This is a genomic window from Pelistega indica (genome assembly GCF_000506865.1).
GTDB lineage: Bacteria > Pseudomonadota > Gammaproteobacteria > Burkholderiales > Burkholderiaceae_B > Taylorella > Taylorella indica.
In genome coordinates this window covers 1-13,437 of sequence record NZ_AYSV01000092.1, presented here as the reverse complement: position 1 = coordinate 13,437, position 13,437 = coordinate 1, and the positions used below count along the sequence as shown (strand labels likewise).

At 40.2% G+C, this 13,437-nt stretch carries 16 protein-coding genes and 2 pseudogenes; 13 read left to right on the top strand and 5 right to left on the bottom strand.

Annotated elements, in window-relative coordinates; genetic code table 11:
* The first annotated feature begins 69 nt into the window (after window positions 1–69).
* Genes V757_RS23300 through V757_RS23280 form a run of 5 tightly spaced genes read left to right on the top strand, consistent with a single transcriptional unit; the run spans window position 70 to window position 3,483 of the window.
* A complete protein-coding gene (locus V757_RS23300; RefSeq protein ID WP_023951706.1) occupies window positions 70–657 on the top strand; it encodes a phosphoheptose isomerase in 588 nt (195 codons plus the stop codon).
* Window positions 658–660: 3 nt separating this feature from the next.
* On the top strand, window positions 661–1,341 hold the full coding sequence (locus V757_RS23295) for a BON domain-containing protein (RefSeq protein ID WP_023951704.1): 681 nt from the start codon (window positions 661–663) through the stop codon (window positions 1,339–1,341).
* Window positions 1,342–1,359: 18 nt separating this feature from the next.
* On the top strand, window positions 1,360–1,851 hold the full coding sequence (locus V757_RS23290) for a TlpA disulfide reductase family protein (RefSeq protein WP_023951702.1): 492 nt from the start codon (window positions 1,360–1,362) through the stop codon (window positions 1,849–1,851).
* 10 nt (window positions 1,852–1,861) lie between these two features.
* Window positions 1,862–2,749 carry an acetylglutamate kinase gene (argB, locus tag V757_RS23285; protein ID WP_023951700.1) on the top strand — a complete coding sequence of 296 codons (888 nt, stop codon included), beginning with the start codon at window positions 1,862–1,864 and terminating at the stop codon, window positions 2,747–2,749.
* Window positions 2,750–2,751: 2 nt separating this feature from the next.
* On the top strand, window positions 2,752–3,483 hold the full coding sequence (locus tag V757_RS23280) for a pyrimidine 5'-nucleotidase (protein WP_023951698.1): 732 nt from the start codon (window positions 2,752–2,754) through the stop codon (window positions 3,481–3,483).
* A gap of 3 nt (window positions 3,484–3,486) precedes the next feature.
* On the opposite strand, the gene V757_RS23275 is transcribed toward V757_RS23280, so the two are convergent.
* The 4 genes and pseudogenes from V757_RS23275 to mltA all read right to left on the bottom strand — a co-directional run bounded on the left by V757_RS23275 (window position 3,487) and on the right by mltA (window position 6,680).
* Window positions 3,487–3,969 (bottom strand): DsbC family protein, encoded by a 483-nt coding sequence (locus tag V757_RS23275; RefSeq protein WP_052019361.1) that lies wholly within the window; start codon window positions 3,967–3,969, stop codon window positions 3,487–3,489.
* Window positions 3,966–4,181 carry a disulfide isomerase DsbC N-terminal domain-containing protein gene (locus tag V757_RS27605; protein WP_052019359.1) on the bottom strand — a complete coding sequence of 72 codons (216 nt, stop codon included), beginning with the start codon at window positions 4,179–4,181 and terminating at the stop codon, window positions 3,966–3,968. The genes V757_RS23275 and V757_RS27605 overlap by 4 nt, the downstream gene beginning before the upstream one ends.
* Window positions 4,182–4,220: 39 nt before the next feature.
* Window positions 4,221–5,423 carry an FAD-dependent monooxygenase gene (locus V757_RS23270; protein WP_023951696.1) on the bottom strand — a complete coding sequence of 401 codons (1,203 nt, stop codon included), beginning with the start codon at window positions 5,421–5,423 and terminating at the stop codon, window positions 4,221–4,223.
* Window positions 5,420–6,680: pseudogene (mltA, locus tag V757_RS23265) on the bottom strand (murein transglycosylase A). The gene V757_RS23270 and the pseudogene mltA overlap by 4 nt, the downstream one beginning before the upstream one ends.
* A gap of 141 nt (window positions 6,681–6,821) precedes the next feature.
* Between mltA and rpe the strand changes: the two are divergent.
* The 7 genes from rpe to V757_RS23230 all read left to right on the top strand — a co-directional run bounded on the left by rpe (window position 6,822) and on the right by V757_RS23230 (window position 13,010).
* Window positions 6,822–7,502, top strand: coding sequence for a ribulose-phosphate 3-epimerase (gene rpe / locus V757_RS23260; protein WP_023951694.1), 681 nt, complete (start codon window positions 6,822–6,824; stop codon window positions 7,500–7,502).
* A complete protein-coding gene (locus tag V757_RS23255; RefSeq protein WP_023951693.1) occupies window positions 7,502–8,182 on the top strand; it encodes a phosphoglycolate phosphatase in 681 nt (226 codons plus the stop codon). The genes rpe and V757_RS23255 overlap by 1 nt, the downstream gene beginning before the upstream one ends.
* A 238-nt stretch (window positions 8,183–8,420) precedes the next feature.
* Window positions 8,421–9,941, top strand: coding sequence for an anthranilate synthase component I (gene trpE, locus V757_RS23250; protein WP_031274696.1), 1,521 nt, complete (start codon window positions 8,421–8,423; stop codon window positions 9,939–9,941).
* A 12-nt stretch (window positions 9,942–9,953) separates the two neighbouring features.
* On the top strand, window positions 9,954–10,523 hold the full coding sequence (locus tag V757_RS23245) for an anthranilate synthase component II (protein WP_023951688.1): 570 nt from the start codon (window positions 9,954–9,956) through the stop codon (window positions 10,521–10,523).
* Between the two features lies 1 nt (window position 10,524).
* The gene (gene trpD, locus V757_RS23240; protein WP_023951686.1) at window positions 10,525–11,559 is read left to right on the top strand and encodes an anthranilate phosphoribosyltransferase; all 1,035 of its coding nucleotides are present in this window, start codon (window positions 10,525–10,527) and stop codon (window positions 11,557–11,559) included.
* Entirely contained in the window at window positions 11,556–12,350 is a 795-nt protein-coding gene (gene trpC, locus V757_RS23235; protein WP_023951684.1) for an indole-3-glycerol phosphate synthase TrpC, read from the top strand. The genes trpD and trpC overlap by 4 nt, the downstream gene beginning before the upstream one ends.
* Before the next feature lie 210 nt (window positions 12,351–12,560).
* The gene (locus V757_RS23230) at window positions 12,561–13,010 is read left to right on the top strand and encodes an HIT family protein (protein WP_023951682.1); all 450 of its coding nucleotides are present in this window, start codon (window positions 12,561–12,563) and stop codon (window positions 13,008–13,010) included.
* Between the two features lie 71 nt (window positions 13,011–13,081).
* Here the strand turns inward: V757_RS23230 and V757_RS29345 are convergent, their stop codons facing one another.
* A complete protein-coding gene (locus V757_RS29345; RefSeq protein ID WP_162146575.1) occupies window positions 13,082–13,234 on the bottom strand; it encodes a hypothetical protein in 153 nt (50 codons plus the stop codon).
* A 55-nt stretch (window positions 13,235–13,289) separates the two neighbouring features.
* Between V757_RS29345 and V757_RS29965 the strand changes: the two are divergent.
* Window positions 13,290–13,437, top strand: a pseudogene (locus V757_RS29965) (PD-(D/E)XK nuclease family transposase); the annotation flags it as partial.

The following is a 13,437-nucleotide window of genomic DNA, read 5'->3' as shown; positions in this document are numbered from 1 at the left end:
TAATTTTTAATAACTTATTTTGTCTGAAGGTTATACTATCACTTTACACATTTTAAAGATTGTTTTCTTATGGATTTTAGTCATCGTATTTCGCAGCATTTTGAAGAGAACAACAACGCATTAACACTTAGTGCAGAGCAATTAAATGCGCCTTTAGTAACGGCTACACAATGCCTCATTCAAGCACTTGATAAAGGTAATAAAGTGCTCGCTTGTGGTAACGGTGGATCTGCCGCTGATGCACAACATTTTATTGCTGAATTAGTGGGTCGTTTTGAGCGTGAGCGTAAACCATTACCTGGAATTGCACTTAATACAGATACCTCTATCTTGACTGCTGTTGGTAATGACTATGGTTACAATACTGTGTTTTCACGCCAAGTAGAGGCTCTAGGTGTCTCTGGTGATGTACTCGTTGCGATTACGACCAGTGGTAATTCTACAAATGTAATTGAAGCTATTAAAGTTGCTCATGAAAAAGGAATTCGTGTCATCGCTTTGAGCGGAAAAAAAGGTGGTGCACTTAACCAATTGCTCAACCCATCAGATATTCATCTATGTGTTCCTCATGATAGAACCATGAGGATTCAGGAAATCCATATTCTCTTGTTGCATATCCTTTGTGATGGAATTGATTTGCATTTGTTAGGAGACTAAGTTATGTCGATGTTCTTAAAGCCAACTATCATTTCTGCGCTGTTAGCGACTAGTTTATTATCCGGTTGCGTAACTTCCCTTGTTCTTGGTGGTGCTGCTGCTACTGGTGTTGTAGTATCCGATAGACGTTCTGGTGGTCAGCAGCTCACGGATACAACTATTTCTGCTACAGTTGAAAACCGCGCCGGCGGTCAACTTACCGCTGATAGTAGTCGTGTGAATGCCACAACCTTTAATCAACGCGTTCTGATTACAGGTGAAGTAGCTACTGCAGCTGACAAAGATAAAGTGACCCAAATCGCACGAGGGGTGAAGGATGTCAAAGATGTCGTGAATGAATTGATGATTAGCAAGCCTGCTGATTTTAGTACACGCACAAGAGACTCATGGATTACTTCAAAAGTTCGTAGTGAGCTTGTTATTACCAAAGGTATTCCTTCTCGTACTATTTCCATCACGACATCACAAGGTGTTGTTTATCTGATGGGGCAAGTGACTAATACCGAAGGAAATCTTGCGGCCAATGCAGCAGCCGGTATTGACGGTGTCGTAAGAGTCGTCAAGGTATTTGACTATATTACGGATACTGCTCCTAAAGCGGTTAACCATAGCAACACATCAGCAACAACTTCTACACCAAGTAATACGAGTAGTTCAGGAGTTGTCACTACTCCATTGCAATAATTTTTTGAGTATAACAACATGAATAAAATACTTTTAATCATTACAGGCATTGTCATTGCTGTCGCGGCTGCATTTTTTAGTCTAAAACAAGACAGTCAAGCTTCTGTGACTTACACTACTCTTGAAAACCAAACCATTTCTTCTGACTCATTAAAAGGGAAAGTGGTTTTAGTTAAGTTTTGGGCAACCACTTGCGTCACCTGCGCAAAACAAATGCCCGATACTATTGAATACTACAATACTTACAAAGATAAAGGGTATGACACCATTGCTGTAGCTATGAGCTATGACAACCCTAGTGCCATTAACAAATTTAAAGACTCTTACCACTTACCCTTCACTATTGCCTATGACAAATCTGGTGAGCTCGCAAAAGCCTTTGGTGGTATTCGCTTCACACCTGTCGCTTTTTTATTAGATAGACAAGGCAATATTGTTAAGCGCTATATTGGTGAATACGATAAGAAAGAATTTATTCAAACACTAGAACAAACTTTAGCAAAAAGCTAAGGGAGGAAAAATGTCAGAGACCACCGTTACCCCTGCTATCAAAGCTAGCATTATTGCTGAATCACTGCCTTATATTAAGCGATTTCATGGCAAGACCGTTGTCGTCAAATATGGTGGCAATGCGATGACTGAGGAGCGCTTACAAAAAAGTTTTGCACATGACATTGTACTGTTGAAACTGATTGGTCTAAATCCCATTGTTGTTCACGGTGGTGGCCCACAAATTGACACTGCACTTAAGCGTCTTGGTAAAGAAGGTACATTTATCCAAGGAATGCGTGTTACTGATGCCGATACAATGGAAGTGGTAGAGTGGGTACTTGGTGGCCAAGTACAGCAAGACATCGTAATGATGATTAATCAAGCAGGTGGTAAAGCGATTGGCCTAACAGGTAAAGACGGTGGACTCATACAGGCACAAAAAAAATTGATGCCTAATAAAGAAAATCCTGAGCAACCACTTGATATTGGCTATGTTGGCGAAATAACAAGTATTGACCCTGCGGTAATCAAAGCCATTATTGAAGATCAATTTATTCCTGTGATTTCACCTATCGGTTTTAATTATGAAGAAAATGCCGTTTATAACATCAATGCGGACTTAGTCGCAGGTAAAATTGCAGAAGTCCTAATGGCAGAAAAATTATTACTGATGACAAATATTCCCGGTGTATTAGATAAAGAAGGTAACTTATTGCGTCGGCTATCTACTAGCACTATTGATGCTCTTTTTGCTGATGGGACTATTACTGGTGGGATGATGCCTAAAATCGCTTCTGCGCTAGAGGCTGCTCACACAGGCGTAAACTCTGTCCATATTGTTGATGGTCGAGTACCTCATTGCCTATTATTAGAAATCCTCACCAATGAAGGTGTAGGGACAATGATTACGGCATAACTGTGTCTACGCTGATTAAACGTATCTCTTCAAAAAACCATGCTCCCATATCAGACAGGGTATGGCTTTTTGATTTGGATAATACAATACATGATGCATCTCACGCTATTTTTGATCAAATCAACAATAGCATGACAAGAGCTGTCATGAATGCACTTAAGCTTTCTTTTGAACAAGCCACTCAGCTACGCCAACGATATTGGGAAAAATATGGTGCAACCATGATTGGCATGCATAAACACCATGGAGTAAATGCATTAAAGTTCCTACATGCTAGTCATCACTTTGATGTTGCCAAATACGTAAAGCATCAACCTCGATTACGTTATTTATTAAATAATACACCTGGCAAAAAATACGTTGTCACTAATGCTCCTTACGACTATGCACTTACCGTACTAGAAACGCTTGGAGTAAAAGAATGCTTTGAAGGCATTTGTGCCATTGACCACATGTGTATACATGGACACTATCGTCCAAAACCTTCGATGAAACTTATGCGGGGTTTATTAAAAGAGCTCAATTGTCCTGCTAAAAATATTGTTCTAGTTGAAGATACATTAAAAAACCTTAAGGCGGCTAAACAATTAGGGATGCAATGTGCCCATATTTTCAATATAGGCACCCCCTTTAGCGCAATTTATGATGGCAGACCGAGTTATGTAGATATCAAAAAGCATTCCATCCAAGCCTTATTATTAAGTGATTTTGCTCGTTATCCCTCATCTTGCTAAGTCTTATTTCTTAGATAACAACTCTTCAATGGCTGAGGCAGAGCCATAACCATTCATACGCTCACCATTTGCCATTAGTACCATTGGTGTGCCACGAATCTGCAACTTACGCGCCAAGGCTAGAATCTCGTTAGTTGGCTCTTCACAGTTCTCTGCGTCTGTTGGCGTTTTATGCTCTTTCATCCAAGCTGACCATGCCGCATTTCGATCTTTAGCACACCAAATATTTGTCGTTTTTTTCACCGAATCCTTACCGAGAATAGGAATTAGAAATGTATAAACAGTCACATTATCAAGCTTATCTATTTCTGAATAAAGACGCTTACAATAACCACAATTGGGGTCTTCAAATGTCGCCAGAACTCGTTCACCATTACCATGCACTCTCTTCAATGCCTTATCCAAGGGTAAACTATTGAAGTCAATAGCTGTCAATTTTTTCATACGAGCTTCAGTGACATCCTCAAGCGTTTTCGTATCAATCAAACTACCCGCAATGACAAAAGAACCTTTTTCATCGTATATAAGATCGTATCTTGGGTAACAACCTCATAAAGACCACCATAGTTAGTTTTTTCAATGCTTTCTACTTTTAAATCAAAAGCCTTTTCTAAATTAGCCTTAATCTCATTGGTATCTGCAAATGCATTCACAGCATACAAAGCACTTACTAAGGTCATTAATTTTAAAATTTTCATCTCTTTTCCTTCTTTATAGATGTCCGTTATATTGAATACTTACAGCCCCGAAGCTTTCCGTACCAAAAATTCTTTGATAAAAGGCAAATTATCTATCGCATCTAACCCTACATTACGAATAAATTGCAGAGGGAGCTCCTGACGTGTAAACAATTGCTGTAAACCATCTGTTATCCAACGCATATGCGCTAATGGCTCACTACGTTCACGTTGATAGCGTTGCAACACTCTACTATCGCCAAACTCTCTATAAGGTTCTTTTTCTTTTAAAATACGACTCAGTGACTCAACATCACCTAAACCTAGATTTAAGCCTTGACCAGCCAACGGATGGACTCGATGTGCCGCATCCCCGATTAAGGCAACGCCATGACTAACCAAACCACTTTTTTCTAAACTTAAATCAAATCCATACATGGGACTACGCAATATCAATTGCCCTAATGTATCTTGACTAAGATGACCTACTCGTTTTCTAAGCACATCAGCAAGATTGTCAACTGTCAAATTCAATAGTTCATTTGCTGTTGTACTATCCGTTGACCATACCATGGAAATCTGATGCCCATCTTTCGTATCAGGTAAAGGTAAAAAAGCCAATACCCCTTCATTAGTAAACCATTGATAAGCGGTATTCTGATGAGGTTTTTCAACGGTAAATTGTGCTACCAACCCTTTGGCATGATAAGACTTAACTTTATGCCATATACCAGCTTGTTGGCGGATCACTGAATTCATACCTTCAGCAGAAATCAATAAATTAGCACTCAACACCTGCCCTTTTTCTGTTGTCACATCAATAGCAAGTTTATTATCCGGACTCCTTTTATACTGCAATTGTTTGGCTTTATCATCAATCCATTCTAGTCCATGAAAATTCACTGCCTGCTGTAAAGCATACTCAAGTTCTCCTGACTCAACTATCCACGCTAATTGATCCGATGTACTTGTATTAGCTGATAACGTCATTAACCCTGAAGCATCTCCTTGAATCTGCATATGCTCCACAGCGACTAGCCTTTCTGTCGGCAACACCCTCCAGACACCTAGCTTTTGCAAGAACTGCTGACTAGCTAAAGAAATAGCGTAGATACGTGGATGATACTGTTCGCCCAAATTGGCTTTCGCTTTTATATTTGGTGCAAGCATTTTGACAGGAAGTCCTTGCTTTAATAATGACAAGGCCATGCTTAATCCAACTATCCCAGCTCCACTCACCAGAATTTGACTATTGTTACTCATCGTGCGCTAGGCTCCCCTGCTTCTCTAGGCCATAAAACCCACATGTAACCTGCCTGCTTCATACGCCCTGCTGACTCTCCTGCCGCATCACCACTGCCCCAGTAAAAGTCTGCACGAGCAGCACCTTTGATTGCCGCACCCGTATCTTGTGCATAAACTAAACGACGTAAAGGGACATTACTACCTGGTTGTGTTGTCGCTAAAAAAACTGGTGTTCCCAAAGGCACATAACTCGGATCAACTGCAATAGATCTTTCCCCTATTAATGGTATACCGTATGCCCCTTTAGGACCAACAATATCATCATTGAGTTTTTCTTCTTTAAAAAATACCATCGCTTTATTCGCATTAAGCATTTCATTGACACGATCAGGGTGACTTTGTGCCCATGCTTTAATGTTTGGCATAGAGGCTTGCTCTAATGTTAGTTGCCCTTGGTCTACTAACCACCGTCCAATAGACGTATAGGGCTGTCCATTATGATCGGCATACGCTAGCCTTAGCATAGAACCGTTTTCTAATTGTACCTTTCCTGACCCTTGTACTTGCAAAAAGAAAGCTTCTACAGGATCAGCCAACCATACAATCACTGGAGGCTGCTTACTTGACGACATAATCTCGGCTCGTGTTTCATAAGGAACTACTTTATTCCCTACTAACTTCCCTCTCACTCGTTTACCAGCTAATTCTGGATAAAGCTTACCCAAATCAATCGTTAATAAATCTGACGGCGGAGCATACATAGGCCATTGATACACCCCTTCTTGACGCCTAGAACCTTTAACAATAGGTTCATAATAGCCAGTAACCAAGCCTTGTGTCCCCTTTTCACCAGAAACAGCCCAAGGTTGAAGATTTTGTTCGATAAAGTTTTTGGCTGTCGCTGGATCTACATTATTGCCCATTTGAGCCACTTGCGCACAAATAGGATACCATGCTTGGGGGGTCGGCTCTGGCAGGAATAGTTAATGACCCTGAGATTGGACGCATCAAACCACGGCAGTTATTGACCAAGCCTAACCATATATTTTCACCATTATCCTCATTCCAACCAGGCAAATTGCTCCAGTTAGACAGTTGATAACTTGCTTTTAACTCTCTAGGCTTGGTATTTTTAAATACCGAAGCATCAGGCACTACTAATGGCGCATGGATATCAAACGCTTCTTCAGAAGCTTGTGTTGAATAAGGAGCATCCGTGGAAGAACAACCTGCTAGCAAAAGTCCTAACAGAGAAAGTTTAATTATTTTTTTCATACAACTACCTCTTTGGCATCAGGTATATCCAATGCACAATTTGTTTTTAAGCATAACCCTTATGGATTAAAGTTATATAATACTTCATTATTCCTATTATGTTCTCAATCTCCGTTTTCATTACAAATCATGACAAACTCCATGACTGCTCGTATTGCTCCAAGTATCTTATCGGCTGATTTTGCTAAATTAGGGCAAGAAGTTGCCGATGTTATTCATGCTGGCGCCGACTGGATTCACTTCGATGTGATGGATAATCACTACGTCCCTAACCTAACCATAGGACCTATGGTATGTCAAGCGATTAGACCTTATACTACAGCACCTATTGATGTGCACTTAATGGTTGAGCCTGTCGATAGCCTGATTCCAATGTTTGCCAAGGCTGGAGCAAATTATATTACGTTCCATCCTGAAGCCTCTAAACATATTGATCGTAGCCTATCACTTATTCGTGATAATGGCTGTAAAGCAGGTTTAGTACTAAATCCTGGTACACCACTACAGTGTTTAGATTTTGTCATGGATAAATTAGATATGATTTTATTGATGTCGGTCAATCCGGGGTTTGGTGGTCAATCTTTTATTCCTAGCACGTTAGAAAAAATCAAACAAGTACGAGCACGCATTGATGCCTATCGTAATAATGGTGGACAAGAAATTCTTTTGGAAGTAGATGGTGGTATTAAAGTTGATAATATCGCTAAAGTATATGCTGCTGGTGCGGATACTTTCGTTGCCGGCTCTGCCATTTTTGGTCAGAAAAATTATGCTGAAGTTATTCAACAAATGCGCTCAGAAATCGCTAAGGTGGAAAAATAATGACCTACAAAGCTGTTTTCTTCGATTTAGATGGCACACTCGTAGACAGCGTACCTGATTTAGCACGAGCTACCAATGCTATGCTAGCTGAATTGGACTTGCCTCAGCGATCTATGGAAGCACTTACTAGTTATGTTGGCAAAGGTTCCGATATGCTCATTAAGCGTGCGCTAGCAGGTGATATTCAACCCAATGAACCTGACCCTATACTGTTTGAGCAAGCTAAACATTTATTCAAAAAATACTACCATCTCTATAATGGGCAGCAGTCAATAGTCTACTCAGGTGTTTTTGAAGGGCTCACCAGACTTAAAGAGATGGGGTTATCACTTGCTGTTGTGACCAATAAACCACAAGAGTTTACCCTAATACTTTTGGAACAAACAAAGCTACAACCATTTTTTAAGGTAATAACAAGTGGCGATACCTGTTCGCGCAAAAAACCCTATCCAGACCAACTACTCTATACCTGCAAACAATTAGCACTGTCTCCTCACGAAGTAGTCTTTGTGGGCGACTCGATTAATGATGCACAAGCCGCTGATGCCGCCAATATGGATTTTTTAGTACTTCCTTATGGGTATAATGAAGGTAACTCTGTACAAACACTAAAAGTTAATGCTATAGTACAGGATATTAATCAGGTCGCTGATTGGATTAATCAGCGAGTATCGACTTAATTTAACAAGATTTTTTTCATGCAATACTCGGTAAACATTATCACTACAGTTTCTGGCTCTTATTGGCGTTGGTGGTACTCCTTTGCCGGGATGATTGCACGCTAAAAAAACGTAAGATCCAGATTAAAGTACACAGCACGTTTTAACAGCAAATTTTTCAAAAACCCGGCCAAATTTGAGTCGGGTTTTTTCATACCTATCGATTATTTGGCCAACTGAACAAGAGATTGAGTAAATGATGACTGAAATAGAATTTAAAGCACTTGCCGCACAAGGATATAACCGTATCCCTCTTATTAAAGAAACCTATGCAGACCTTGATACTACATTAGGTATTTACCTAAAACTCGCTCACTCTGGTAAAGAATCAGGCAAAATGAGCTGCTTATTGGAGTCCGTTGTTGGTGGAGAACGTTTTGGCCGCTACTCTTTTATTGGTTTACCTGCTAAAACCGTTATTAAATGTGAAGGTGAACATACCGAAGTCATCACTAACAATAAAGTTGTCGAAACATACGAAGGCGATCCTCTTACATTCATCCAAGCCTTCCAGAAACGTTTTAAAGTCGCCTTACGTCCTGGCATTCCTCGCTTTGCAGGTGGATTAGCAGGTTATTTTGGCTATGATACCGTCCGCCATATTGAGAAAAAATTAGGCCCTGCGGTTAAACCTTTTCCACAAGGTCAAGAGGGATTACCAGATATTCTACTTATGCAAGTAGATGAAATGGTCATTGTCGATAACGTTATTGGACGGACTTATCTTGTTATTTACGCTGACCCTACTGAAGATGAAGCTTACACAAAAGCGCAAAAACGTCTATTAAAACTTCGTGCCTTATTACGTAAACCTGTTGATATTCCCTATAGCCTCCCTAGTCTAGTAACTGAAGAAATCCGTACCTTCAAAAAAGCTGATTTTATAGAGGCTGTCAAAAAGGCCAAAGAACACATTGCCGCTGGCGATTTAATGCAAGTTCAAGTTGGACAAGTCATTGCCAAACCATTCCGTGATTCCCCCCTGTCACTCTACCGTTCTCTACGATCTCTCAACCCTTCCCCTTATATGTACTACTGGAATTTTGGCGACTTTCATGTCGTTGGTGCATCGCCAGAAATCCTAGTCCGTCAAGAGCTATTTGCGGATGATCATGGGGCAGAAGAATCCCGTATTACTATTCGCCCATTGGCAGGTACTCGTAAACGAGGTGATAATCCTATAGAGGATGCAGCTCTTGCTCAAGAATTAAAAAATGACCCCAAAGAAATTGCCGAACACCTCATGCTAATTGATTTAGCTCGTAATGACATCGGTCGTGTCGCACAGATTGGCTCTGTAAAAGTTACCGATCAAATGACTATCGAGCGCTACTCTCATGTCATGCACTTAGTATCAAATGTACAAGGCACATTAAATAAAAATATGGATGCGATTGACGTCTTAAGAGCAACATTCCCTGCTGGTACGCTGACTGGTGCCCCAAAAGTCAAAGCAATGGAAATTATCGACCAATTAGAGCCTGTTCGACGCGGGATTTATGGTGGTGCAGCAGGCTATTTAAGCTATAACGGCTCTATGGATGTGGCAATTGCTATTCGTACTGGTGTCATTAAAAATGGTATGTTGTTTGTACAAGCCGCTGCCGGTGTGGTTGCAGACTCAGATCCAGAAAAAGAATGGTTAGAAACAGAACATAAAGCACGTGCCGTACTACGTGCCGCTGAACAAGTGCAATACGGTCTTGACCAACCTATTTAAAGGACTACTACCATGTTATTAATGCTAGATAATTACGATTCTTTTACTTATAACATCGTGCAATATTTTGGTGAACTTGGTCAAGAAGTGAAAGTACTTCGTAACGATCAAACATCGATTGAAGAAATTGAAGCCTTAAATCCGGATTATATTTGTATTTCACCCGGTCCTTGTGATCCAGCACAAGCTGGAATCTCTCTCGATGTGATTAAGCACTTTGCAGGCAAAAAACCTATTTTAGGCATTTGCTTAGGACATCAAGCAATTGGTGAAGCCTTTGGTGGAAAAATTGTGCGTGCGAAAACAATTATGCACGGTAAAGCCAGTAAAATCACCCATACTAATACAGATATTTTTAAAGATATCCCTTCTCCTTACACTGTCATTCGCTATCATTCACTTGCCATTGATAGAAACTCAATTCCTGCTTGTTTAAAAATTACGGCTGAAACAGACGACGGTGAAATCATGGGAATTGCCCATACTACTCTTCCTATCTATGGCGTACAATTTCACCCAGAATCTATTCTTAGTGAATATGGCCATAAACTTCTACAAAATTTTTTGAATTTAAAGGATTAATATGACGATTTCATACCAAGAAGCTCTTACACGTTGTATTGAACATCGTGAAATTTTCCAAGAAGAAATGGTTGATTTAATGCGTGGTCTCATGCGTGGTGAAATGCCAGAACCTATCGCAGCCGCCTTACTCATGGGATTACGAGTCAAAAAAGAGACCGTTGATGAAATTACTGCGGCTGCCTCTGTAATGCGAGAATTCGCAACTCCTGTCAAATTAGATAATGCCGACGAAGCTTTAGATATGTGCGGTACAGGTGGTGACGGTAGTCATACGTTCAATATCTCTACATGTGCTATGTTCGTTGCTGCGGCAGCTGGTGTTCCTGTAGCCAAACACGGTAATCGTAGTGCATCCTCTTCAAGCGGCAGCGCTGATGTCTTAGAGGCATTAGGTGCAAATATCGATATAAAAGACCCTGCCCAGATTAAAGAATGTCTTGAAGCAACAAATATCGGTTTTATGTTTGCACCTTACCATCACAGCAGTATGAAAAATATCGCTGGTATCCGCAAAATGTTAGGTGTACGAACAATCTTCAATATTCTAGGTCCATTAACAAATCCCGCTGGTGCAAAAAACCAATTAATGGGGGTTTTTCACCCTGATTTAGTTGGGATTCAAGTCCGTGTATTGCAGCAATTAGGCTCTAAGCACGTATTAATTATTCACGGTATGGACGGTTTAGACGAGGCATCCTTAGGCGCCAAAACACGCATTGGAGAGTTAAAAGATGGTAAAGTAAAAGAGTACGATATTCATCCAGAAGATTTTGGTTTATCTATGTTCTCCACTAATCATTTTAAAGTACGAGATAAGGAAGAATCCCGTGATGTAATTCGTGGGGTGTTAAATAATAACCCTGGCCCTGCACGTGATATTGTCACTTTTAATGCTGGTATTGCTATTTATACAGGCAACAAAGCAGATAGCATTGCACAAGGGATAAAAATCGCTGATGAACTCATTAGCAATGGAGCCGCACTCAACAAACTACATCAATTTTGTGACTACACAAGGAAATTTTCAACATGAGTGATATTCTAGAAAAAATTCTGACCACAAAAAAAGAAGAGATTGCCGTCTTGAAACAGATGCGTAGCGAAATTGATTTACTTGCTGAAGCAAATGCTCGTAACGATGTTAGAGGATTTGCTAATGCATTAATCAGTACTATTCATCGTAAAGAAAATGCAGTTATTGCTGAAATCAAAAAAGCCTCACCATCAAAAGGGGTCATTCGCGAAGATTTCAATCCTATTGAGATTGCTACCACCTACGCCAACAACGGTGCTACTTGCCTATCTGTGTTAACGGATCGTACCTATTTTCAAGGTTCACCAGATTATTTACGTCAAGCAAGAGCCTCTTGTTCTCTACCAGTCTTGCGTAAAGACTTTATTATTGATCCTTACCAAATCATTAACTCTCGTGCCTTGGGTGCAGATTGTATTTTATTAATTGTGAGCGCCTTATCAGATGCCCAACTAAACGAATTGGAAGCAGCTACGCTAGAATTGGGCATGGATGCCTTAATTGAGGTACATGACCATACCGAGTTAGAGCGTGCATTGAATTTAAAAAGCCCTCTCATTGGTATTAACAATCGTAATCTACGTAACTTTGAAGTTAGCCTAGACAATACGATAAAGTTATTAAATGATATCCCTACCGATAGAGTCGTCATCACTGAAAGTGGTATCCATACCCATGATGATATAACACTAATGAACGAACATAATGTGTATGGTTTTTTAGTAGGCGAATCACTAATGCGTCAAGAGGATCCTGGCAAAGGTCTAGCCTTACTTCTAGGTAAATCATAGACACACATAGTTAACTTTTTCTGATTCTAAACAGGTTAGAAGTTTAGACTGTCGATAAAGTTAATAAAAAGAAGGGTGGTTAATAATTTGAGTCTAAACAAATTAGGCTCAAATTATTTAAACAATTAACAGTACAAATATTAATTTATATTTAAAGTTTTAACTATTACGCACCACCCCATTTTACTACCTCTGTTTTTTTATTCCATTATGACAATCTCTTGTATTCTATGCCAAGAAACTGGTGGCACAATCATTTACCAAAACGAGTTCATTCGCATTATCAATGCGAATGAACAACATTACCCAGGCTTTACACGAGTAATTCTTAATCAGCATATTGCTGAAGTGACTGATTTAAATGATGAAAATAGAGAAAAGCTGATGAATTATGTTTACTTAGTTGAAACAGTGCAACGAGAGGTATTAAAACCCCATAAAATCAATCTTGCTCAATTTGGCACCATGGTACCTCACTTACACTGGCATATCATCCCTCGCTTTGAATGGGATTTACATTTTCCTAATTCGTTTTGGGGAACCGTTACTAAGGATGGAAACAATCCAACTTACCAACAATTTTTGCAACAGCAAGTTCAACTTCTTGACACTTATCACAACACCCTAAAAAAATACGCACAACAATTGCTATTTGTCTAGTATGACAGAATAGTTTTGTCCAATAGGACATTACGTCCGCTCCCTTTAGCATGAAATCTTTCTCACTAAACCTAGTAGGATTTCATCATGACCTCTCGAAAAAAACCGTCCCCTTCCTCTACTAACTCTACGCCACCATCTCCAGCTGCTACCGTCACATCTGACCCTACAGCACCTCCCTCCTCAGCGTTCGCCTCTTCTACCGCCAATCCAACTGCGAGCACCGCTGACGCCTCTTCCCTCCCCTTTACCCACCTTGACCTCACTCAAGACTGGGTCTTTAAATGGATGTTCGGTCAGCTCGACCATAAGCACCTCCTCATCGACCTTCTCAACACCATCCTCGCCGATAAAGAGCCTCCCATCATCGATATTCAACTCAACAACACCGAACAAATCGGTGAATCCCTCGATAACCGCAACCTGA

Excerpts from the sequence above, each read along its gene's own strand:
- rpe (WP_023951694.1), top strand. The coding sequence starts at position 6,822 with ATGACTGCTCGTATTGCTCCAAGTATCTTATCGGCTGATTTTGCTAAA.
- trpD (WP_023951686.1), top strand. The coding sequence starts at position 10,525 with ATGACGATTTCATACCAAGAAGCTCTTACACGTTGTATTGAACATCGT.
- V757_RS23295 (WP_023951704.1), top strand. The coding sequence starts at position 661 with ATGTCGATGTTCTTAAAGCCAACTATCATTTCTGCGCTGTTAGCGACT.
- trpC (WP_023951684.1), top strand. The coding sequence starts at position 11,556 with ATGAGTGATATTCTAGAAAAAATTCTGACCACAAAAAAAGAAGAGATT.
- V757_RS23230 (WP_023951682.1), top strand. The coding sequence starts at position 12,561 with ATGACAATCTCTTGTATTCTATGCCAAGAAACTGGTGGCACAATCATT.
- V757_RS23290 (WP_023951702.1), top strand. The coding sequence starts at position 1,360 with ATGAATAAAATACTTTTAATCATTACAGGCATTGTCATTGCTGTCGCG.
- V757_RS23270 (WP_023951696.1), bottom strand. The coding sequence starts at position 5,423 with ATGAGTAACAATAGTCAAATTCTGGTGAGTGGAGCTGGGATAGTTGGA.
- argB (WP_023951700.1), top strand. The coding sequence starts at position 1,862 with ATGTCAGAGACCACCGTTACCCCTGCTATCAAAGCTAGCATTATTGCT.
- V757_RS23300 (WP_023951706.1), top strand. The coding sequence starts at position 70 with ATGGATTTTAGTCATCGTATTTCGCAGCATTTTGAAGAGAACAACAAC.
- trpE (WP_031274696.1), top strand. The coding sequence starts at position 8,421 with ATGACTGAAATAGAATTTAAAGCACTTGCCGCACAAGGATATAACCGT.
- V757_RS23245 (WP_023951688.1), top strand. The coding sequence starts at position 9,954 with ATGTTATTAATGCTAGATAATTACGATTCTTTTACTTATAACATCGTG.
- V757_RS27605 (WP_052019359.1), bottom strand. The coding sequence starts at position 4,181 with ATGAAAATTTTAAAATTAATGACCTTAGTAAGTGCTTTGTATGCTGTG.
- V757_RS23255 (WP_023951693.1), top strand. The coding sequence starts at position 7,502 with ATGACCTACAAAGCTGTTTTCTTCGATTTAGATGGCACACTCGTAGAC.